This window comes from Scytonema sp. HK-05, assembly GCF_963872035.1.
Lineage (GTDB): Bacteria > Cyanobacteriota > Cyanobacteriia > Cyanobacteriales > Nostocaceae > Kalymmatonema.
Genome location: NZ_CAWMYC010000098.1, coordinates 53,287 through 72,786, shown reverse-complemented (window position 1 = coordinate 72,786; position 19,500 = coordinate 53,287). Strand labels below are relative to the sequence as shown.

The 19,500-nt window shown below is 42.6% G+C and carries 17 protein-coding genes and 1 pseudogene; 5 read left to right on the top strand and 13 right to left on the bottom strand.

Features of this window, described 5'->3' with window-relative positions; translation table 11 throughout:
• Positions 1 to 89: 89 nt before the first annotated feature.
• Entirely contained in the window at positions 90 to 770 is a 681-nt protein-coding gene (locus AACT52_RS16215) for a sugar transferase (RefSeq protein ID WP_073632227.1), read from the bottom strand.
• A 532-nt stretch (positions 771 to 1,302) separates the two neighbouring features.
• On the opposite strand from AACT52_RS16215, the gene AACT52_RS16210 reads away from it, so the two are divergent.
• Positions 1,303 to 1,602: a hypothetical protein gene (locus AACT52_RS16210; RefSeq protein ID WP_073632225.1), complete on the top strand. Its 300-nt coding sequence runs from the start codon at positions 1,303 to 1,305 to the stop codon at positions 1,600 to 1,602.
• Between the two features lie 127 nt (positions 1,603 to 1,729).
• Here the strand turns inward: AACT52_RS16210 and surE are convergent, their stop codons facing one another.
• Positions 1,730 to 2,410: a 5'/3'-nucleotidase SurE gene (gene surE, locus AACT52_RS16205; RefSeq protein ID WP_073632223.1), complete on the bottom strand. Its 681-nt coding sequence runs from the start codon at positions 2,408 to 2,410 to the stop codon at positions 1,730 to 1,732.
• Between the two features lie 518 nt (positions 2,411 to 2,928).
• Between surE and AACT52_RS16200 the strand changes: the two genes are divergently transcribed.
• The gene (locus AACT52_RS16200) at positions 2,929 to 4,107 is read left to right on the top strand and encodes an acyltransferase family protein (RefSeq protein WP_073632219.1); all 1,179 of its coding nucleotides are present in this window, start codon (positions 2,929 to 2,931) and stop codon (positions 4,105 to 4,107) included.
• A 291-nt stretch (positions 4,108 to 4,398) separates the two neighbouring features.
• On the opposite strand, the gene AACT52_RS16195 is transcribed toward AACT52_RS16200, so the two are convergent.
• Positions 4,399 to 6,777, bottom strand: a complete 2,379-nt coding sequence (locus AACT52_RS16195) for a glycoside hydrolase family 31 protein (RefSeq protein WP_073632217.1) — start codon at positions 6,775 to 6,777, stop codon at positions 4,399 to 4,401.
• A 256-nt stretch (positions 6,778 to 7,033) separates the two neighbouring features.
• Between AACT52_RS16195 and AACT52_RS16190 the strand changes: the two genes are divergently transcribed.
• On the top strand, positions 7,034 to 7,288 hold the full coding sequence (locus tag AACT52_RS16190) for a hypothetical protein (RefSeq protein WP_337251601.1): 255 nt from the start codon (positions 7,034 to 7,036) through the stop codon (positions 7,286 to 7,288).
• Positions 7,289 to 7,343: 55 nt separating this feature from the next.
• On the opposite strand, the gene AACT52_RS16185 is transcribed toward AACT52_RS16190, so the two are convergent.
• The 4 genes from AACT52_RS16185 to AACT52_RS16170 are packed head-to-tail and all read right to left on the bottom strand — an operon-like array spanning position 7,344 to position 9,730.
• Entirely contained in the window at positions 7,344 to 7,691 is a 348-nt protein-coding gene (locus AACT52_RS16185; RefSeq protein ID WP_073632215.1) for a hypothetical protein, read from the bottom strand.
• A complete protein-coding gene (locus AACT52_RS16180) occupies positions 7,678 to 8,049 on the bottom strand; it encodes a hypothetical protein (RefSeq protein WP_073632213.1) in 372 nt (123 codons plus the stop codon). The genes AACT52_RS16185 and AACT52_RS16180 overlap by 14 nt, the downstream gene beginning before the upstream one ends.
• 29 nt (positions 8,050 to 8,078) lie before the next feature.
• Complete coding sequence (locus tag AACT52_RS16175; protein WP_073632211.1) at positions 8,079 to 9,293, bottom strand: NRAMP family divalent metal transporter; 1,215 nt, start codon at positions 9,291 to 9,293, stop codon at positions 8,079 to 8,081.
• Complete coding sequence (locus AACT52_RS16170) at positions 9,290 to 9,730, bottom strand: hypothetical protein (RefSeq protein WP_143172805.1); 441 nt, start codon at positions 9,728 to 9,730, stop codon at positions 9,290 to 9,292. Before AACT52_RS16170 ends, AACT52_RS16175 begins: the two co-directional genes overlap by 4 nt.
• Positions 9,731 to 10,264: 534 nt before the next feature.
• Here AACT52_RS16170 and iscB point away from each other — a divergent pair.
• Positions 10,265 to 11,567: pseudogene (iscB, locus tag AACT52_RS16165) on the top strand (RNA-guided endonuclease IscB).
• A gap of 749 nt (positions 11,568 to 12,316) precedes the next feature.
• Positions 12,317 to 12,994, top strand: coding sequence for a PEP-CTERM sorting domain-containing protein (locus AACT52_RS16160; protein WP_073632207.1), 678 nt, complete (start codon positions 12,317 to 12,319; stop codon positions 12,992 to 12,994).
• A gap of 304 nt (positions 12,995 to 13,298) precedes the next feature.
• Here the strand turns inward: AACT52_RS16160 and AACT52_RS16155 are convergent, their stop codons facing one another.
• The 6 genes from AACT52_RS16155 to AACT52_RS16130 form a co-directional block, all read right to left on the bottom strand.
• A complete protein-coding gene (locus tag AACT52_RS16155) occupies positions 13,299 to 14,525 on the bottom strand; it encodes an RNA-guided endonuclease InsQ/TnpB family protein (RefSeq protein ID WP_233153966.1) in 1,227 nt (408 codons plus the stop codon).
• Between the two features lie 385 nt (positions 14,526 to 14,910).
• The gene (locus tag AACT52_RS16150; protein WP_143172804.1) at positions 14,911 to 17,010 is read right to left on the bottom strand and encodes a di-heme oxidoredictase family protein; all 2,100 of its coding nucleotides are present in this window, start codon (positions 17,008 to 17,010) and stop codon (positions 14,911 to 14,913) included.
• A gap of 129 nt (positions 17,011 to 17,139) precedes the next feature.
• Positions 17,140 to 17,367 carry a hypothetical protein gene (locus AACT52_RS16145; protein ID WP_073632203.1) on the bottom strand — a complete coding sequence of 76 codons (228 nt, stop codon included), beginning with the start codon at positions 17,365 to 17,367 and terminating at the stop codon, positions 17,140 to 17,142.
• A 168-nt stretch (positions 17,368 to 17,535) separates the two neighbouring features.
• Positions 17,536 to 18,048: an orange carotenoid protein N-terminal domain-containing protein gene (locus tag AACT52_RS16140; protein ID WP_073632276.1), complete on the bottom strand. Its 513-nt coding sequence runs from the start codon at positions 18,046 to 18,048 to the stop codon at positions 17,536 to 17,538.
• A 502-nt stretch (positions 18,049 to 18,550) separates the two neighbouring features.
• Positions 18,551 to 19,042: an orange carotenoid protein N-terminal domain-containing protein gene (locus tag AACT52_RS16135; RefSeq protein ID WP_073632201.1), complete on the bottom strand. Its 492-nt coding sequence runs from the start codon at positions 19,040 to 19,042 to the stop codon at positions 18,551 to 18,553.
• 205 nt (positions 19,043 to 19,247) lie between these two features.
• Complete coding sequence (locus AACT52_RS16130; RefSeq protein WP_198940938.1) at positions 19,248 to 19,487, bottom strand: hypothetical protein; 240 nt, start codon at positions 19,485 to 19,487, stop codon at positions 19,248 to 19,250.
• Between the last annotated feature and the right edge of the window lie 13 nt (positions 19,488 to 19,500).

Genomic DNA, 19,500 nt, shown 5'->3' with positions numbered 1-19,500 from the left:
GCGTCGGCGGACTTTTCCAAAAGAAGGTTATTGAACTCGATTGTGGATAATAACTGATAACTGATAATTTAACACTATTAATCACGTGGTTAGAAAGCTCCGACTCGACCAAGAATCATGAAGAATGTCTTCACAATTAATAACACGTCGTACATTGGATACCATTTCTTCTGATACTGCAAGTCTAAGTCAACGACTTGCTCAAAATCTTTGATATGAGAACGACCGTTAACTTGCCACTCGCCAGTCAAACCTGGTTTAACATTTAAACGTTGCCAGTGACGTTGATTGTAGTGAACAACTTCATCTGCTGTCGGTGGGCGTGTGCCTACTAAGCTCATTTCGCCTACCAGAACGTTCCAAAACTGTGGGAGTTCATCTAGGCTTGTACTTCTTAAGAAGCGCCCGACCTTTGTGACTCGAAAGTCACTCTTATTTTTAAAGATTAATCCGTTGACTTCGTTCTGAACTAAAGATTTTAACTTCTCCGCGTCAGAAACCATAGAGCGGAATTTACGGATACGAAATGGGAGTCCGTTGAGACCATAGCGTTCCTGTGTGAAGAAAATTGGACCAGGACTGTCGATTTTAATAGCGATCGCTATTGGCACAAACAAAATAGCGAAAATTAATAGTCCTACCAAGCTCCCCACAATGTCCAAAAATCGTTTAAATTTAGAATTTACTGAGGCGTGAGGAGTCAGTAGCAATTCCCAAGTATCGGTAGTTGCACCTTCAATAACAGTCGTGCGCGAGGATATTTCGTACATCGTTAAGCCAATTATTCAATGAACAACGTATTATTACGTAGCATTAACTTGAATATAGACTTAGCTTCTCAAAAGGAAATCAAGCTCTCCCGTACTTTCACCGAATCTTCATCAGAGTTCCTGGGATCATCATTTTTTATAAATTTAAGTTAAAGCAGAATAAATATATCTTATGAAAGATGAGAAAACAGTATAAATGTGACGATTGAAAACAAGTGTGTTAGGATCTGCTACCAACTCAGTCCATCAGTTGGAAAGCTAAACTTATACCTGGCTTATGCAAACAAACGGCAAAATCCATCGTCTCTTTTTCATATCCCATAACGGAGTTGGGGGCTTGTATCCTACCGTTCTTTATTCTGAATCCTGAGTTCTGAGTCCTGAGTTCTTTTTTTCGGTCAGGCGTTCTTAAAAAGGCGTCTACACATAGTCTTAAGATGGCAGTCGCTATTTGGCACTGCTGCTTATATTCACCTGTTCAAAAATAACAGTAATTCTACTGTAATGAATCTGAAATGGGGGTGCTAAAAAAATGGTTGTAGCAGAAGTTGGAGTTAAAGTTAGTCGCTTGGAATCGATTGTTGAACAAATCGGGGAAGCAGTACTTGCAACCACTGAGACGATTGAACGTCTGGCTGAAAGAGTCGATACTCTCAGTTCACAAGTTGAAGAACAAGGAAAGCAATTACAGCAGCAAGGATATCAAATCCTTGCTTTGTGTGATGCCGTGCAGACTCTTGCTGAAACCCAAGATGATTCTCTTCAAAAACTCACCCAACTGACACAAAGTTTAGAGCGCTTGATGGCAATGATTGAAGAACCATCTGAATGAAACGGAACTATAGGGGCTTCCTTTCTTAAAAAATATCCAATTTTTTCTTGTGGGATGGGGGCACTAAGATGCCCACCCCACTGTTAGGGGATAATTTATTTGTTGGAAATCCCTGAATTAAACCGTTTCATACCCTCAGTTTCGTAACAGCTATTTTCCCTGAAAAACAGACATCAACATCGCTGCCTGGAGTGCGATCGCGCTTGGCATATTCTCCTTCATAATAAAAGTTATTGCCCTCAATCCGGTAATTGACGGGCAACGGTTTGGTAGAGGGTTGGCAAAACACAACTTCTGGATCGGGTTCTCCTGGAAGCAGATGAGGCAAATTCACATTCCAGAAAGTTCCTGGTTCCAGAGAACGGTTGAGTAAGTCAGCTAAAACAGAACTCGTCCACCGTGCTACAACATCCCAATCAACATTCAACTGGCGTTTGCGATAGTGGGAAACTGCAATCCCAGGAATGCCGTGTATCGCTGCTTCCCGTACGGCGGCGACAGTACCGGAAATGTAAGCATCCACGCCCATATTGCCTCCAGCATTGACCCCAGACAGCACAAATTGGATATTTTTGCAAATATGTGTTGAAGCAATTCTGACACAATCGGCGGGAGTACCTGCAATAGCATATTCGTTCTGGGAGCGTTGCTCGACATGAATTGCTCCAGTCGTGGTGACTTGATGTCCACAGCCAGAAAGATGGTCGCGAGGAGCAGCGATAATTATTTCTTTACCATTGACAGCTTTGCGCAACGCTTGAATACCGGGAGCGTCGATACCGTCGTCGTTGGTGAGAATTAAGGTCATAGATTGTCTTGTTAGGGCTGGTAGAGATCTAAGCAACAAGACCGATTTTCAAGCAAATTTGCTTTGGAAGCAATTACTTACAGCAGTTTTCTATTGGGTAGAACACAGGTTGGTTGTAGGGGCACAGCATTGCTGTGCCCTTACCATCGCTCTTTGTGGTCTATGGAAATGAAAAGCGCTGTAACCAACAACGATGTGAATTCTTGTTAGGAATAGGTAATTTGTTCTTGGTAATTCAGTTTGAATTCATCAATTACGAATTATTACTTAGGCATGAGTTAATGAATACCATTCTTGATACTTATGTATCAAGGATGTCTACAAAAATACGTAGAAGAACATTTGAAATCAGAATTAAAAAAAAATTCATGATTCTTTCTTACACCTTTACAGTTACTTATCAAATACTTATCAAAGTTTTTTTTACTTTATTAAATACACAATCTACTAACCAACTGCTTATTAGATTGGCAAGTCGATTGTTAAGCAAATATGAAATTAGTGGCTAGAGTCATTCAATGCAAATATTGAAATCAGAAAAATCTACCGAACAGAGGTTGCGTCTTCATTACTTAGATGGCTTACGTGGGTTGGCAGCTCTGTATGTGGTGATAGTTCATATAAATCGATACATGGGGCAAGAGCCTGTATTTTTGCAATTAATAGGTAAAACTCTAAGATATGGGAATTTTGCTGTAGCAGTTTTCATTGTGCTTTCCGGTTACGTTCTCATGCTACCGGTAGCGCGTTCGCAAAGCGGTTATCTTTCAAGAGGCTTGTGGGATTATATTCAACGGCGATCGCGTAGAATTTTGCCCCCTTACTATGCGGCTCTTCTTTTTAGTCTGGTTATAGCAATCATCGTATTAGGGCTGATTAAATTTTTCCATTTTCAATGGCATGAATCTCCACAATATGGAGAATTTCATCCTTTCTTTTCCCCTATTGATGTCATCACCCACTTGCTACTCATTCACAATCTTAGTCGCGACACACTTCCTTCTATTAATGCACCTATGTGGAGTGTTGCCACTGAGTGGCAGATATACTTTTTCTTTCCACTATTACTGCTACCTATATGGCGGCGTTTCGGCTTATTTTCGGCTATTATTTCTGCCTTTTCAATTGCCTTAGCACCGATATATCTCCTGAATGGATTTTTGGAACCAGCTCATTCTTGGTTTCTCGGCTTATTTGCCTTAGGAATGGCAGCAGCAGATATTGGATTTTCTCAAAAACCGCAGTTAACAGCAATGAGAAAATCGTTACCTTGGGGTGTGCTGGCTCCTATATTCTTTGTTGTTGCGCTGATAACCGAGTGGCAAGCACTAGGATTAGACAGGTGGATTGGTGATAGTTTTTGTGGTTTGGCAACAGCCTGTCTACTGATGTACTGCACGAAAGTAATAGTTGAAGGTAAAAAAGTACCTCCAGTTTTGCAGTTATTTGAGAATCGTTGGGCAGTTGCACTGGGAGGATTTTCCTACAGTTTATATCTGACTCATGGAGTCGTAGTCACTGTGGTGGGTAATTTCCTTCTTAATCTTCAATTGCCACCAATTAACTTTATAGCTACATTTTATCTGGTAGCTGTGCCACTGTCGTTACTAATTGCCTACCCGTTTTACTTGGTCTTTGAGCGACCATTCATGTCCAATTTTCTGAAAAAGCGCGAGGTAAAAGATGCGGTGAGTTAATTAAAGTCAAAAGTCATTAGTAAAATACTTTTGACGAATGACTAATAGACGAATTGCACTCATTCCGCTTTACTAAGATCAAGCCTCGAGTTGCAACAGTGAGTCGGCTGAGCCTCCAAACCCTCGTTACCAGGTTCAACCTGGTAACGAGATATTAGAGCCTCTGGCTCTTGTTGAGAATGATGCAAGATCTGAGCCTCTTACTAGCGGCTTACGCCTACATCTGTGGTTTTATTTTCATTCAATTGACTTTTGCACTCTTGTTTAATGACCCATAACTCATAACTGTCTTCAAAACTTCAAAGTACGTGGTTTCCCATCGTCTTGAAATTGCTGCTCACCAACTCCCACAACTTCAACAATCACCCCACGCGGCGATGGTATCCATTCTCCCTCTCGCGCTTCAATTTCTACAATTGTTTGTTCCCCATTGGACGAAACACGGTATTTTGTAGTTGTAAAAGCTCCTTTTTGATACTCAAATGTATGTCCATCGTCTTCGTAAAGTGTAAATTCACCAGTACCAGGGAAAACACGTAGCCGTAGCTGCTCAAGTGGATGTTCATCAACATATTGCATGACAGGTTGCATGGGGATAATCGCACCAGCACGCACATAAAGAGGCATTTTTTCCAAGGGTGCATGAGCGAGGATATGAACCGAACCAGAGTAACTCTCACCAGTCCACCAGTCATACCAAGTCCCTTCGGGTAAGTAGACGGCGCGATGCTCAATTCCAGCACGGTAAATTGGTGCAGCCATCAGGGACGGACCGAGTAAAACTTGGTCGTAGAGTGTGTAGGTTGTGGGATCGTTGGGGAAATGGTAGAGTAATGGTCTTAGAATGGGCGCTCCTGTTGTTGCTGCTTCCCAAAAGAGGGTGTAAATGTATGGCAGCAACTGGTAACGCAGATTGATGTATTCTCTACAGATTTTCTCCGTGCGCTCCCCAAACACCCACGGCTCATGACGAGCTGTACTCATTGCCGAGTGACCCCGCATCAAGGGGTACAGCATTCCTACCTGCATCCACCGCGCGAATAATTCAGCTGTGGCATTACCAGCAAATCCGCCGATATCGCAACCCACAAACGCTACACCAGAAAGTCCCATGTTACACAGCATTGGCAGGGACATTTCTAAATGTTCCCACAACGACTGATTATCGCCCATCCACACCGACGACCACCGCTGCACTCCTGCAAAACCAGAACGAGTTAGCACAAAAGAACGCTCATTTCGGCGCAGTCGTTGCAAACCCTCCGCAGAAGCTTGTGCCATTGACAAACCGTACAGATTATGCACCTCTGCATGAGTCGCCCTTTCCTTAGATGAGGAGGATGAGGAAGATTTTACTCCCTCATCTCCCCCATCTCCTCCTTGCGGTGCATCCAGAGGAAACCAAATTTTATTACCACCATCCCCAAAAGGGCGATCGTCAATGGCTGGTTCGTTCATATCATTCCAAATTCCTGCAATACCAATATCTGTCAGGGTTTTGTGTAAATCGCCCCACCACTGACGCACATCGGAACGCAGAAAATCAGGAAAAACGGATTTTTCAGGCCATACGTAGCCATGAAATAATCGTCCATCGGCTTGACGCACAAAATAGTCGTTTTCTATGCCTTGCTCAAAAACGTGATAGTTGGCTTCTGGTTCGTACTTTACACCTGGATCGATAATTGTCACTGCCTTAAAGCCATCTTGCGCCAAGTCACCGATCAGTTTTGCAGCGTCGGGAAAGCGTTTGGGACTCCAGGTAAACACGCGATAGCCCCGCATATAGTCAATATCGAGGTGGATAACATCGCAGGGAATGCGGCGATCGCGGAATTCCTGCGCCAGTTCACGCACAACGATTTCCGACTCATAACTCCAACGACATTGATGATAGCCAAGCGACCACTTCGGCGGTAACGGCATTTTACCAGTGAGCTGGGTGTAGGTGCGGAGAATTTCCGCAGGTTCAGGACCATAGATGATGTAGTAGTCCAACTCGCCGCCGCGAGTTTCCATTTTCCAGACACCTGGTTTCTCTGCACCAATGTCGAACTGACTCCAAAACGTTGTGTTGAACAAAATACCGTAACTTAGATCAGGACGCAAGGCAATAAAAAATGGAATTGCCTGGTACATTTCATCAGTCAGGGAACCGTAATCTAAGGCATCAACTGTCCAATTCGTTTTGACTTCGCTGAGTTTGTCAAGAAAGCCTGTGCGTTCCCCAAAGCCGTAGAAATGCTCTTCGGCTTCAATGTGTTTCCATGCAGCAACTGCACCTAAGCGCCAACCCATACCTAAATCTGCATCTTGGGCAAAGGGACGACCAGATTTGTCGAAGCAGGTGATACGGCAATTTTGCCGTTGTACACTCACACGTATTTGCTCTGTTTCAATTTCTACTGTTGCGTCAGTTTCCCGCACCTGGAAGGGTATGACTGCCCATTCTGCATCATCCAGTGCGATCGCCCAAGGACGGCGGCTTGTGAATTCGCCATTAGGTGACATCCGTACACGAACTAAATTTGGTGCTAGCACACTGATGGCTACGCGTGAGTCACCACACTCAAAGTTGATAGTGCGTTCATCCCAATGTACGGCTTGCACTGTCCCAATAGTTGTCCAAGGTTGGTCAGTTGTGGGCAGTTTTCCAAAGTATTGCGGCATGCATCCTCCAATCTAGACGGCTGATCACAACTGCAACTGTAGTACAGCTAACCATTGGGTATAAACCTACCGACGGATGAATTAGTCAATACTTCGTTTTTGACCTTATTTTTAAACTGCTTTAAGTACCTGTAACCAGAAACATTCTTACCAAACTTGCGTCAATTAGGGTATTAAATCATTCTTAAAAAGTTTGTATATCTTCCCAAGGTAAGAAGTTAAGCCTTTGGAGGCTTGTAAATATTTAAATTGTGAAATGTATCACATCTATTATTTTGAAGAATTAATGCACCAAAGGTTATTTATGTCGCTTAGGGAGAAAGAGGAATTTTTGCATACAGAATTAGTCAGACATGGTGTGGAATACCACAAGGCAGCAGAAGTTGCTAGGATTTTAGTGTCTGGCAAACCTGATGAACTTTTAACGGACAAAGAGATACAACTTGCTACAGAAGTTTGCAGAAAGTGGGTAATACAACGTAAACGCTTGGCTTTCATACACAAGCAATAGAGTTTACTCCAACCCATGAAATGAAGATAAACCACACATGAGCAACAGCAGCAGATTACCTTTGTTGTTCTGCTGTCTTCTCTTGCTCAGATATTGTCTTTAAATCATCCAAATTACACAGCAAACGTGGCTTTTCTGGATCTGTTAAATCTAGTTTGTCCCAAGGTATACTGTACCCACTGTGAATTTTTTGCGCTCCAAATAGATGTAAAATTCCCAACGCAATTGTCCAGGCTGATAGCCGTTCTAATATAGCAGGGTATCCGATAAGATATTCTTGAACGACCCATTCCGAGCCTTGCTTTTCGCCACGTACTTCTTCAATGCGTCCTACAGCCTTGCCTGTTGAGTCTAGCACCTGTTTACCTAGCAGCAGTTCCAAATGAATTTCATGATTCGCCATGTTCTGCTCCTGGAATTCGTTCGATGATGTGTTCGCTCACCCATTCTTCGTAAGCTAATGCTGGTGTTGCTTCTGCTTCCACATCGACTTTCACATCGATACCAACGTCACGCACTTTTGAAAAGGGAATTCGCAACGATTCACTACGCTTTGCACCCCACTTACTTTGAATTGTTGCTATCCAACGTGCTAATTGTGGATGTAATCTACGGGCTAGGGTGGGCATACCAACTTCAATATATGTCAATCGTGGCGGTTGGTTGTCGCGCAATTCCATAACAATGCCGTCAACTTTCCCCATTTTTCGCCCTTTAGTATCAACAAGTTGGTTATCGAGTACATCTCTGATAATGTCCATGAATCCAAAATTCCAAATCTAAAATTAATTTAACCGCCAATAATTTCTAGGGGAATGGCAGCGATCGCTAACACAAAAGCCAGCACCATTGTAAAAATGACAACGCTGTTACTCAGAAAGCCGTTACGATATTTACCAACGTATAATTTGTCATTCATTAACACCAAAAATGGCAAAATAACGGGTGGCAAAATGACTGCTGTAATCGCCATTGAAAACAAAGTGAGTTGCAACGGGTCAATACCAATCGCCATCAGTAGCGAGGCAAGGAAGACAAAGACGGTGTAAACTAAGCTAAAGCGCGCTGCATCTTTGGGTTTAAGATTTTCCCCCCAATTCCAACCAAAAGCTTGAGCAACAATATAGGCTGTGTCGAGGGTGACTTCTAGCGCTGCACCAAAGCAGGCTATTCCCAGTGAGGCTGCAAATAAAATGAAACCCCAGTAACCGAAAGGTTCTGTCAGCATCAGCGCCGCCTGTTCATAGCTATCAACTTGGATGCCTTTAGGATGGAGTACCAGCGCTGCGACAATCAGCAAACCCAAGGATACGATGCTACCAAAACCCATACCCAAAGTGGCAACGGCACGATTAACACCAATGTGTCCTTCATCCCACTTATCTTCTACCGCACCAGATGAATAGAAATAAAACAGATATGGACTGATTAATGCACCCAAAATACTTACTGCAATAAATAAATAATGTGCCGTATCTTGGCGTGGTAGTGTTGGCAATAAACCAGAACCGATTTGTGTTAGAGATGGATGCAGTTTGAACGTGGCGACTACAAAAGCTAGCGTTATCAGTCCCAACAGAGAAATGCCATTTTCGATAATACTAAAGTTGCCGTACCAAATTAAAGACCAAATAGCAAATGCTACAGGTAAAGCAAACCATTGAAAACTGATACCTGTTACGAGTTGCAGGGCGATACAAACACCACCAATTTCAGCTGCTAAAACGAGAAAATCAACAGCAACTTCTGCAACCAACGGGATAATATAAAAGTTGAAGCCAAAACGCTCGCGGACTGCAGCAGCTAATGTATGTTTGCTAACTGCTGCCAAACGCCCGGACATTTCTACGAGAAAAATGACACAAATTGTCCCCAGAACAATCGCCCAAATGAGTTGAAAACCGAATGTAGATCCAGCTTCAGCTGCGGTTGCAATTGCACCTACATCCAGAAAGCCACCAATACTTGTGACTATTCCCAAGGCAATTTCAAGAATTTTCTTCATGGCTTTTCACCTGCTGATTTTGCCAGCCTGCGAATTGTTTGTTCTTGGGTTGAGAGCTGTTTGATCTGAGTTGCAATTGCACTCCGGTCTTTTTTTTCCACAGCTAGTGACATTTGATCTACTATATATTTAAGCTGCTGTATCGGCTTTAATAGACTCTGCTGCTGATTAGGTGGTATTGATAATTTTGACAAGTTATCTGTTTCTTTTTGGAGTTGTTCCTGTGTCGTTTTTAGTGTTTGTTTAGCATAGTTTGTCGGCACAGCCTTGCGTATCCATGCATCACCCACCATGTGTGCCGTTGCTGCCCATGAAGATATTGTGTCTAGATCTTTTGTCACTTCTTCTGTAGATTTTTTATTGCTACAAGAAGCTATTAATAATATCATAAATAAGAGAATATTACTTATTAATATCCATTTTCCACTTCCTGACATATTTATGTCCTCTTTTACCCATATGTAATTAACTTCTCAATATCATTTTACTTCTGGCAATATCATCTACTTTATAGTAGGTTTCTAAACTCTATCACTGTGCATATAGGTACTTTATACAGCGCTTTTTATTAAATGATGAGACTACAAACCTTCGGTTGGAACTACATACCAATATCTCAAATGTCCATTACATAGGCTTTTATGCGACAATGCCCACTTTGGAGAAAGTTATACAACAGCGATTGACACGATAGAAGCTATACACCAAACAGTGAACAAACCTGGACAACCAGTACGTAAGCTGGAGATATAGCCAGATCCAGTCTGAAAAGACTACGTTAATTGGGGCATGATACCCGTAGGTGCTTTCCAGCTTGCGGCACCGCAGTCGCCACAACGGGGGGAACCCCCGCAAGGCGCTGCTCTCTATCGTTGGATGTTAAACAGATGTATTTGCGTAGGTAGGTGCATCCAGCGTAAAAACTCTTTTTAACATGATCGAGGAAAACATTACCCTAATGACGGCTCTTTATGAGCAAAGTATTCGTACTCGACACCGAGAAAAGACCACTAGATCCCGTTCATCCGGCACAGGCAAGACAGCTTTTAAGAAATGGTAAAGCCGCGGTATGCGCGCAAATTTCCCTTTACTATCATTTTAAAAGAATCACGTCCAGATGTACCAGTACAACCTTTAAGAATCAAAATTGATCCAGGTTCAAAAACTACAGGGATAGCCGTAATTAATGATTCAACTGGTGAAGTCGTATTTACCGCAGATCTTAAACATAGAGAATTTTCTGTAAGAGTTGCTTTAACTTCTCGCAGACAATTAAGAAGAAGTAGGAGAGCCAGAAAAAGCCGTTATCGTCAACCACGTTTTAATAACAGAAAACGTCCTGACGGTTGGCTGCCACCAAGTTTAATGAGTCGTGTTTACAACATTCAGACGTGGGTAAGGCGATTGATGAGACTTGCACCAATTACGGCTATATCACAAGAACTAGTTAAGTTTGACACTCAACTCATGCAGAATCCCGCTCTTTGTGGTAAGGAGTATCAACAGGGAACATTGGCAGGCTACGAAACTCGTGAATACCTGCTAGAAAAGTTTGGTAGAAAGTGCGTATACTGCGACAAGCAGGATGTACCTTTACAGATTGAACACATTCACCCACGAGCTAAGGGAGGAACGAACAGAATTTCAAACCTTACCTTGAGTTGTGAAAAATGCAACATCAAAAAGGGAACCAAAGATATTAAGGATTTCCTGAAGAAAGACCCTGAACACTTGAAAAAAATTGAAGCGCAAGCCAAGAAACCATTAGCCGACACTGCTGCTGTTAATTCAACTAGATTCAAGTTACTTGAAGTTTTAAAATCCACCGGATTGCTAGTAGAAACAGGTAGTGGCGGTTTGACAAAGTTTAATAGGACAAAACTTGAACTACCCAAAACTCACTATTTTGATGCGGCATGTGTGGGTCGGTCAACTCCAGATAAGTTAATCGTTAAAGGCGTCAAACCTTTAATAATAAAAGCTACTGGACATGGAAGCCGACAAATGTCTGTAACTGACAAATTCGGTTTCCCTAAAAGCCATAAAACTAATACCAAGTTTCATTTTGGATTCACAACGGGTGATATTGTCAGGGCTAATGTCCCCAAAGGAAAAAATGCGGGTACTTACACAGGAAGAGTAACTACTCGCAAAATTGGACAGTTTGATATCAACACTGGAACAAAAACCCTACAGATAATCAATCACAAGTACTGCACAGTATTACAACGCCATGATGGTTATTTGTACTTGTTGTCGAGTATTGTCCATTGAATCCGCCATTAGAGGCGTACCGATCGCCACTAGGGCGTTGGGCAATGCCTAGCGTATCTGAGTGATGTCTGGGTTTTAGTGAGCATTGCCCACCCGAAAGATACTTAGTACTGCATTTCATAAATTCTTATCGCAATAAGGGCTTGTAGTTGCGCTAAGCGCGTGCCTCCTACGGAGGAGCTACGCTAACGCCGTCAGGCGAAGGCAGGTTCGACAGCGCAACTACGAACTATAACGCTACTTGCCTTGTGCAATCTTGTACTTAGATTTTTTTAAAAATAAAACCCGATTGCTATAGATGGTTACTTATTTCATGTTGATCTGATACCAAATCCGTTTTTATACCCCCCTTTTAACCCTGGCGGCTGGAAGTCTCGGCTACACAGACAAAGCCCGCCTCCGCGGACTACTGTAAAAGGGAGGTCATTGCTCCGGATTTGGTATGAGTTCAGCCGCAGATGAAATAAATCATGGTAGGCATCCTGCCCATCCTATTTCTTAGGCACTTGCAAACACTTGTCAAATATTTAGAAATATTGATTTTTTTTTAGGTATTTATACATTTGTGGGTTTGTAAAAAAAATTTCTGGTAAATTTTTAGTGTTATAAAAATTCGTACATCAGACTACCGAAGAAATAGCAATATTTCATCGCCCCTAGTCTGCTCAGATTTATCCTCTGTACCGTTTGACCTGATTTACCAGCAGTTATTTTCACGTCAGCGTTGTTTTTGATACTAAAAGTTGAACATGACTACAATACCCACCAAGATAGTGTTTTCTGTTCTGGGACTAGCAGGAATTAGTCTTTTGTCTTCTTTGACACCAGCAAGCGCCACCATTTTGGTGGAACCCATCGTGACGACACAGAATGAAGACATCTTAAAAACGAGAAACCCAAGAGCGCTTGGACCAGAAATAACACCTGGGCTAGTCATAGAATATGGTGTCCCAGATGTAGCAAACAACCTCTTAAACGCTACTGGGCAAGATATAGGAAGCTTGGTTTTTGAATTACAAACACTGTCATATTCTAATCCAAATTCCACTCCACCATTCAATAATGAGCCAGTGCAGTGGGGAGATGTCAATGGAGATGGCAAGATTGGTTTTTCTAATGTTCCTGGTCTCAATGATATTTTTACAAACGTTACCGTTACGGATAACGTCCTCACCTATAGTGGTGGTGTCATACCCAACGGAACAGTGTTTTTCAATCCATTCTCTACCACGCCTGATTTACGCCCAGGTCGTGGTATCATCCCACCAGCACCACCTGCACCAGCAGATCAAGATGGACCGATTCGGGTGAAAAGCTATTACACTGCTGTTCCCGAACCAACTGCCGCCTTGGGTTTACTGTTGCTTGGTGGCATAAGCTTAGCTTCAAGATTACAGCGGAAACTAAAGCAGGAAATTAATTCGTAATTAAATAGATTTCTTGCAAAAGTATGATGAATGGATGTTTAGAACCACCGATGCAGACTTATGGAACACAGATAAATTATCTGTGTGCATCTGTGGTTTTTTCATAAAATAGACTTAACTATAAGCTTCATTGTCCTTTTTAGTCAGGACTTACGCAAAAATCGCCCTTACGCTTAATTTATCAAACCGCCAAGACGAGGCAACGTAGAGACGTTGCATGCAACGTCTCTACACGTGTGGAATCTATGGCACATTCGTCGTGGCACGCTAAGACCGCTACATAAAACCTACTCAAATCTATCTATTAGGCTTGAGATGGCTTTACTTCCTGCTTCCACGCCCGGGAGTCGGTGAGCCAGCGCTGCAGGAGGGTTTCCCTCCGTAGGCGACTGGTGAACCCGAAGGGCTCCTTCTTGTCTACAGGCGTCAATTCGGGAGTAGCTCTCCCTATTTTCTCTAAATTTAAAGCTGCATTCAAATCTCTATCCCCGATCCACCCGCATTTTGAGCATTCAAAAATACGTTCACTCAAGGATAAAGATTCTTTTTTCTCACCGCAACAATGGCAAGTCTTAGAACTTGGAAACCAACGGTCAACTATAATCAGTTTTGAATCATAAAGTTGACATTTGTATTCCAGTTGTCGTTTGAATTCATAAAAACTTCCATCGCTAATCGCCTTTGCTAATTTATGGTTTGATAACATCCCACTGACATTTAAGTCTTCAATCACTACGAAGCTGTGGTTTTTAGCTAAGTAGGTTGTTAACTTATGTAAGTAGTCAGTACGAATGTTCGCGATTTGGTTGTGCAGTCGAGCTATTTTTATGTTGGAATCAGCCCAGTTTTTTGACTTGAGTTGCTTGTGACGATTACGCCATTGTAATAAGCTTAGCTTCTTTTGTAATTGACGTGTTTTTTTTGCCCCACAAAAGATTTCTCCTGTCGAAAGAACTGCCAGGTTGAGAATCCCTAAATCCACTCCCACAACATCAAAACGCTTGGGAGTTGGTTTGATATCAGTCTCTATTTTGAAGGAAATAAACCACGAGGCTGCTTTTCGACTCAGAGTAACTGTTTTGGGTTTTACCCCTGATGGTAGAGATTCATAAGTTTTTAAAACTCCGATGACTGGTACTTGTATTTGAGTCTCACCAATAATTTTAATTGTTCCATCTAGAGTGAAGGAATCATCACGTCCTTTCTTTTTAAATCTGGGAGCACCTGCTTTTTTACTAAAACATTTTTCCCAACCCTGCCTTAAATTTCTTAAGGCGAATTGAGGTGCACATTTAGAAACTTCATAGTACCAGGAATATTCTGATTTGACGAGCGCCACTAACCATTTGTGTAAATCAATGGAAGTGGGAAACTTTATTTTCTGTTGTGGATTGAGTTTGTTGTGATTGAGAATTGCTTTGGTCAGTCCTAATCCCCAATTCCAAGCATGACGTGCTACTCCCGCATGTTTGCCAAGGATTTGTTGTTGATGAGAGTTGATTTTTATTTCTGTCTTAAATCCGAGTAGCAATGTTGCCAGACTCCGCAACAACTATACAATACAAAACTAACATACATTTATTGTAATTCTTCTCAAGTATCCAGAGCCAAATATTAGTATTTTGTTACTGAAGGTTTAATGATGAGAAGATTTGAGTAGAATTAGATAGATTTTTCTTAACTGCTGCCAGCCCTTCGGGACACGCTGCGCGTTGGCGGAGCCTTCGCTTTGCGCTTACGCTATCATCAACAATCCTTAACTGAACCGTATTGCTTTTCGGACACCGTAAAAAACTAAATTTCAATGGTTTCAGCCCTACCTAATTTCCTTAACCGAGCAGTATTCTAACCCATCCTGCCCTTTGCGATTGATGCGTGAGCCGTGGCTCACACATCCTACAAAAAATTCTGTCCGCCTACTGAGCTTGTACTGGCACAACTTCTGGGTCATCATCAAGTGACAGGAGAAATTCAATCAAATCAGTTTGGTCTTGAGTGGAAAAACCAGCCTGTTTATCCACCCAGTAATTGTGCCCACTACCGTCTGCATTGGACTTTTGCAAGTCAGAATGAGCGCGGTTAGCTAAAACGACTTGTCTACGCAAGTTGCGGTCTACAAGTACCCGCAAACTGGTACTCGGATCTGGTAAAATGCCATTTAACAACGTGCCTGGTATTCCCAGCTCGTCAGGATTAACAATCTCATAACCATCTTTCTCCACTTTCAGGGCTTCCGGTCCTGCTGCAGCACCGCCATCATGTAGATACGGTGCGGTGACGTGAAGTCCAATCAAGCTAGGAACTTTGTAACCGCCTGCGTTGCCAATGGCAAAAGCAAGTTTAAAGTCTTCTTCTGATGTGATGTCTGTGGGAACTTCCAGTACAGGCGGGTTTGCTGGCAGAGGAACTGACACGTTACTGGGATATGTTTGCGGTGCCACGAAGTTGCGGGCGACGGGTGCTTGTGCCTTTGCCCGTGAAGGCTGAGATTTGATTTCCTGTTCGGCAATGACATGATTGTTAGTGAAATACCGCCCACTATGACATTCAACGCACCCAGCCTGTGTGAAAATCGCTGCGCCGCGCTTCACCGCGTCTGAGTTGGTAGATTGATTTGGCGGCGGTGCGAGCGAGTTTTGAAACGCTGACATTCCATTGAGTTGTGCGGCAACTGGCATTCCCGGTGAACTTGCCATCAACCCATCAAGGATAAATGGTGAACCCTTCGGGTATCCTGGCATGACAATCACCTCGTTGATGATAGGTGTGCCAGGAGTTGGGTCATTTTTCAGGAAAAATTCCGATGGTTTAGCACCTTGTGGCAACCTAAACATTGGATTGGCGGCATTCTGCAGAATAACGCCTAAATACGTATCTTTATCAATGCCTAGCAGCTGCTGGCTAGCATCAGCAGTTGATGTCTGGTCTGAGTTTGTCCCATGAACGTTGCTGTTGAGTGAAGTCAGTCCGTGGAACCAGCCAATCGCAGAATTTCCACTCCAGCCGTAGGGGTATGCACCGAAAGTATAGGAAGATGGATTTTGAGAGGGATTGTTGTCATTATCGGGGGTTGAGTCAAAGTTGCCAGGTGCCCAGGTGAGCAATTGGGCATCGACAGCATCTTCTAAAGCTTTTGCATCTGGTAGACGTGCTTTATTGTTGTCGGCTTTAATGTAAGTATGTTCACCACGGCGAATTGTCAAAGGATTAACACCGGTTTGCCGGAACCATGCTGCTGAGTTACTGGCTAATGCGACAATTAAGCCTGTATCAAGGTCGTTGTTGGGTGCGCCTTCGAGGATGCGTCCGGTATCTTTATCAACAGTCGCATGGCATGCCGCGCAGGTGATACCAATGCGAATTTTGCCGTCGTTGATGTGGGTGATAATTCCCAATGGAACGAGGGAATTAGCGGGAACGTCGAGCCCGGTGTTGAGGATATCGCCTTCTTTGAAAGTGCGTACGCCTTTGGCGTTGCCGGAGGCATCGCCCACCTTCATATCCCGATCCATCGTCACTTGCAGATTTGTTGTAGGCTTACCGCCAAGGGCTAATATTGCTTTCGTCAAGTTGCCGATATTCATTGGACCATCTAAGGCACCAGTGACATCAGTCAAGAAAACCTCATTCCCAAAGGTTTCTGTATAAAAAGCTTTGCGCCCGAAATTTATCAAATCCTCAGTGATCGCAACAGCTCCATTATCTGCTGAGAGTTGCTGTTTACCTTCTTCTGTTTTTAGCAAACTTGCTGCTTCATCTTTAGTGATAACCTTACCCAGCACATCATAGGAGCCAATCTCTTGGGCTGTAGGCTGCGTCAGGGGAGTATACGTGTTATTAATACTTGGCGTTCCTGGCAATGCAATGTCAATTTGGTATGCCCAAAACCCAATAAAGAGAATCAAGGCAAGCAGTATAATAACCCCGCGTAACCGCGTGAAAGTTTGAATTAATCTAACTTTCGGCGCTTTCGAGTTATTAGCTTCGTTTTCGGTTTGCTCTGGGGAAGACAACATGATACCTATAGCAGTCCTATTTGAGTTGTAAATTGCCTCATGAGGGCGCTTAACAGGGAACGGGGAACAGGAATTTTTATAAATGATTTAGGATTGCTATATGTTGAAAATGCGGGAGATGCAGGGACTTTAAAATCCTCGACCACAGATAGAATCAACAACTGCGGCTGGCTGACTACTATTGCGTTCTCGACAGAGTAAAATTTGAGCCAAACGTTGCTGGTAATAGTATTGATGAGCAATCCAGCCGATAGGCGTACCAGCAATAGTACCAATAATCAGACCAGTAATCAGACTATAAACAAGATGCTTTCTTTTGATATTATTTCCTCTAACAGCAGTGTCTTGTCCTAACATAAAACTCTTCTTAGATATTAATTTTCAAATAGTTAAACGGATATAGGTAGGGCACAGCCCCACCTACAGTTCTTTGATTTCTTTGAGCAGACCCTACTCTACAGGAAGCCTCTCTGGTGGGAATCAACCAGAAGCTTCAGAGCAAGCGTCTAGAGAACTTAGAATTTTTTAAACCACCTGTGTCAGAAAAGACACCAATTCATCAGTGTTCAGAGCTTGGATTGAGTTCAACACAATTGTGACTTGCTCACTAGGTGTCAACTCACTTAAAGCACCAATGATATTGCTTCCCAATCTTTGTGCTAACAGATACCAGAAAGCTATCCTAGCTTCAGCGCTCAATGAGCTATACTCATGAGCGGGAATTGTAGTTCCGCCGCCAGTAACAAGTTCACCAAGTGCCTTGCTTGGGTTTGGATTGAGGACCGTTGCATCTTGGTCATTTTTTTCTGCTCCTAGGAAGTCACGCAGAGCAGATAGCTGATTTTCTTGGGACAGTTGCTGAACTCGTGTTACCAAATTTGCAGCATCTTGTGTTGGCAAATTATTTGCAGCATCAGCGGGAACTGATTGAGCAATGTTGCGGTAGATTAACCCCAGCACTAGTAGCTGATCGTCGATAATCAAACCCTTAATTCCTCTTACAGCTTCTTGTACTGCATTGACATTTGTAGAAGTCATGAAACCTCCTAATTGGTAATAAATTTTTAGTGGCTTGGAGAAGGTTAGCAACATAAATTGATTTGCTAACATTCTTTCTGCGTATCATTCACGACAATCTAGGATAAATTAGTAACAAATCTATTCCTAGAATGGCAACATTGCTTTATGTTGTGAAAATCTTTCTGCTAAAGCAACAAAGTAGAAATATTGACTGCTCTTGCTCATGCCTCTTCCAAGATTAAAGATTTAAGTCATAACCAAATCACTGTTAAAAGATAGAAAATTTATTTGAAAACAATATTTTTATACCTGTCTAAAGAGAGATAAAAGAGGTACGAGAAAATTAGAAAATTGAAAATTACCAAGTCAAAGGCGTGACGGCTATTATTAGGGTGCAACGACTTTAGTGAGCAACATAGATAAACACAGAGTGAATACAATGCTTGGTTGACTCTGTGCTTATCTATGATTTTTTATTTGCTATTTGCCGAAGAGGCTGCTACTTTAAATTCTGGAAATTTTAAACTTCGGCACCTGGTTTTGGTTTAGCACCGAATGGCGCGACGTAATCGCGGAAAAGAGTAATTTGCTGTTCAAATTCAATTTGCTTAATTCTGTTGAGCAGTTCTTGAGATTGGGAGGAAAGCTTATAGTCAGCAGGCATAGGAACGATAGTAGCGTTTTCCATGCCTTGAGCTAGGCGATACCAAAACAGTAGCTCGGTAGTATCGCCTATTGAGCCATACATCCGAGTATATTGATTATCTACCTTGTTAATCAAATCGCGCTGGAACTGCAACTGTTCTTCATGGGATAATTCCTTAATTTGATTGAACAAACCGTCAGCAATATCTGAAGAAACAGTGCTAGCTCCGGGCGCAGCGGGGGTAATAGAACCGCCCATTTCTTTGTAAATGAACCAAAACAAAGCTAGCTGTTCATCTACATCTAAGCCTTGCCAAGCTTGGACAATTTCGCGAATAGTTGGGTCGTTCGTTTGAGTAAATGTCATAAAAAACCCCGATTGCAATTAATAACCAACAGTAGCAAGATTATCAAACGTGCATTTGGTGTTTAACCCCACTGAAGACAGATGTATTTAAATCAAAGAGAAGAAGAATTAGAAAACGAAGAACTCAGAAATCAGGACTTAGAACTCATAAGAGTTCTTTATTTTTGTTGTCATGACTCATGAGAAAGAACTCAAAATCCAAAACCTAAAACTCAAAAGGGCTTGTTGATTCTGAGTTCTTGACTAGATTTTCAGGAGGTTGAAACGTGGAGAGACGTTTAGAAGGAAAAGTAGCAATTGTTACAGGTGCGGGGGCTGGCATTGGGGAGGCGATCGCCGAAAGCGGCTCATGAAGGAGCATCGCCCACAAATTCGCCAAAGAAGGAGCATCAGTCGTTGTTAGTGACAACTCTCCCGAAGACAGCAAGCAATGTAGCGGGAGCATCTCAAGTTCACAA

Excerpts from the sequence above, each read along its gene's own strand:
- AACT52_RS16215 (WP_073632227.1), bottom strand. The coding sequence starts at position 770 with ATGTACGAAATATCCTCGCGCACGACTGTTATTGAAGGTGCAACTACC.
- AACT52_RS16210 (WP_073632225.1), top strand. The coding sequence starts at position 1,303 with ATGGTTGTAGCAGAAGTTGGAGTTAAAGTTAGTCGCTTGGAATCGATT.
- surE (WP_073632223.1), bottom strand. The coding sequence starts at position 2,410 with ATGACCTTAATTCTCACCAACGACGACGGTATCGACGCTCCCGGTATT.
- AACT52_RS16200 (WP_073632219.1), top strand. The coding sequence starts at position 2,929 with ATGCAAATATTGAAATCAGAAAAATCTACCGAACAGAGGTTGCGTCTT.
- AACT52_RS16195 (WP_073632217.1), bottom strand. The coding sequence starts at position 6,777 with ATGCCGCAATACTTTGGAAAACTGCCCACAACTGACCAACCTTGGACA.
- AACT52_RS16190 (WP_337251601.1), top strand. The coding sequence starts at position 7,034 with ATGTATCACATCTATTATTTTGAAGAATTAATGCACCAAAGGTTATTT.
- AACT52_RS16185 (WP_073632215.1), bottom strand. The coding sequence starts at position 7,691 with ATGGCGAATCATGAAATTCATTTGGAACTGCTGCTAGGTAAACAGGTG.
- AACT52_RS16180 (WP_073632213.1), bottom strand. The coding sequence starts at position 8,049 with ATGGACATTATCAGAGATGTACTCGATAACCAACTTGTTGATACTAAA.
- AACT52_RS16175 (WP_073632211.1), bottom strand. The coding sequence starts at position 9,293 with ATGAAGAAAATTCTTGAAATTGCCTTGGGAATAGTCACAAGTATTGGT.
- AACT52_RS16170 (WP_143172805.1), bottom strand. The coding sequence starts at position 9,730 with ATGTCAGGAAGTGGAAAATGGATATTAATAAGTAATATTCTCTTATTT.
- AACT52_RS16160 (WP_073632207.1), top strand. The coding sequence starts at position 12,317 with ATGACTACAATACCCACCAAGATAGTGTTTTCTGTTCTGGGACTAGCA.
- AACT52_RS16150 (WP_143172804.1), bottom strand. The coding sequence starts at position 17,010 with ATGTTGTCTTCCCCAGAGCAAACCGAAAACGAAGCTAATAACTCGAAA.
- AACT52_RS16145 (WP_073632203.1), bottom strand. The coding sequence starts at position 17,367 with ATGTTAGGACAAGACACTGCTGTTAGAGGAAATAATATCAAAAGAAAG.
- AACT52_RS16140 (WP_073632276.1), bottom strand. The coding sequence starts at position 18,048 with ATGACTTCTACAAATGTCAATGCAGTACAAGAAGCTGTAAGAGGAATT.
- AACT52_RS16135 (WP_073632201.1), bottom strand. The coding sequence starts at position 19,042 with ATGACATTTACTCAAACGAACGACCCAACTATTCGCGAAATTGTCCAA.
- AACT52_RS16130 (WP_198940938.1), bottom strand. The coding sequence starts at position 19,487 with ATGCTCCCGCTACATTGCTTGCTGTCTTCGGGAGAGTTGTCACTAACA.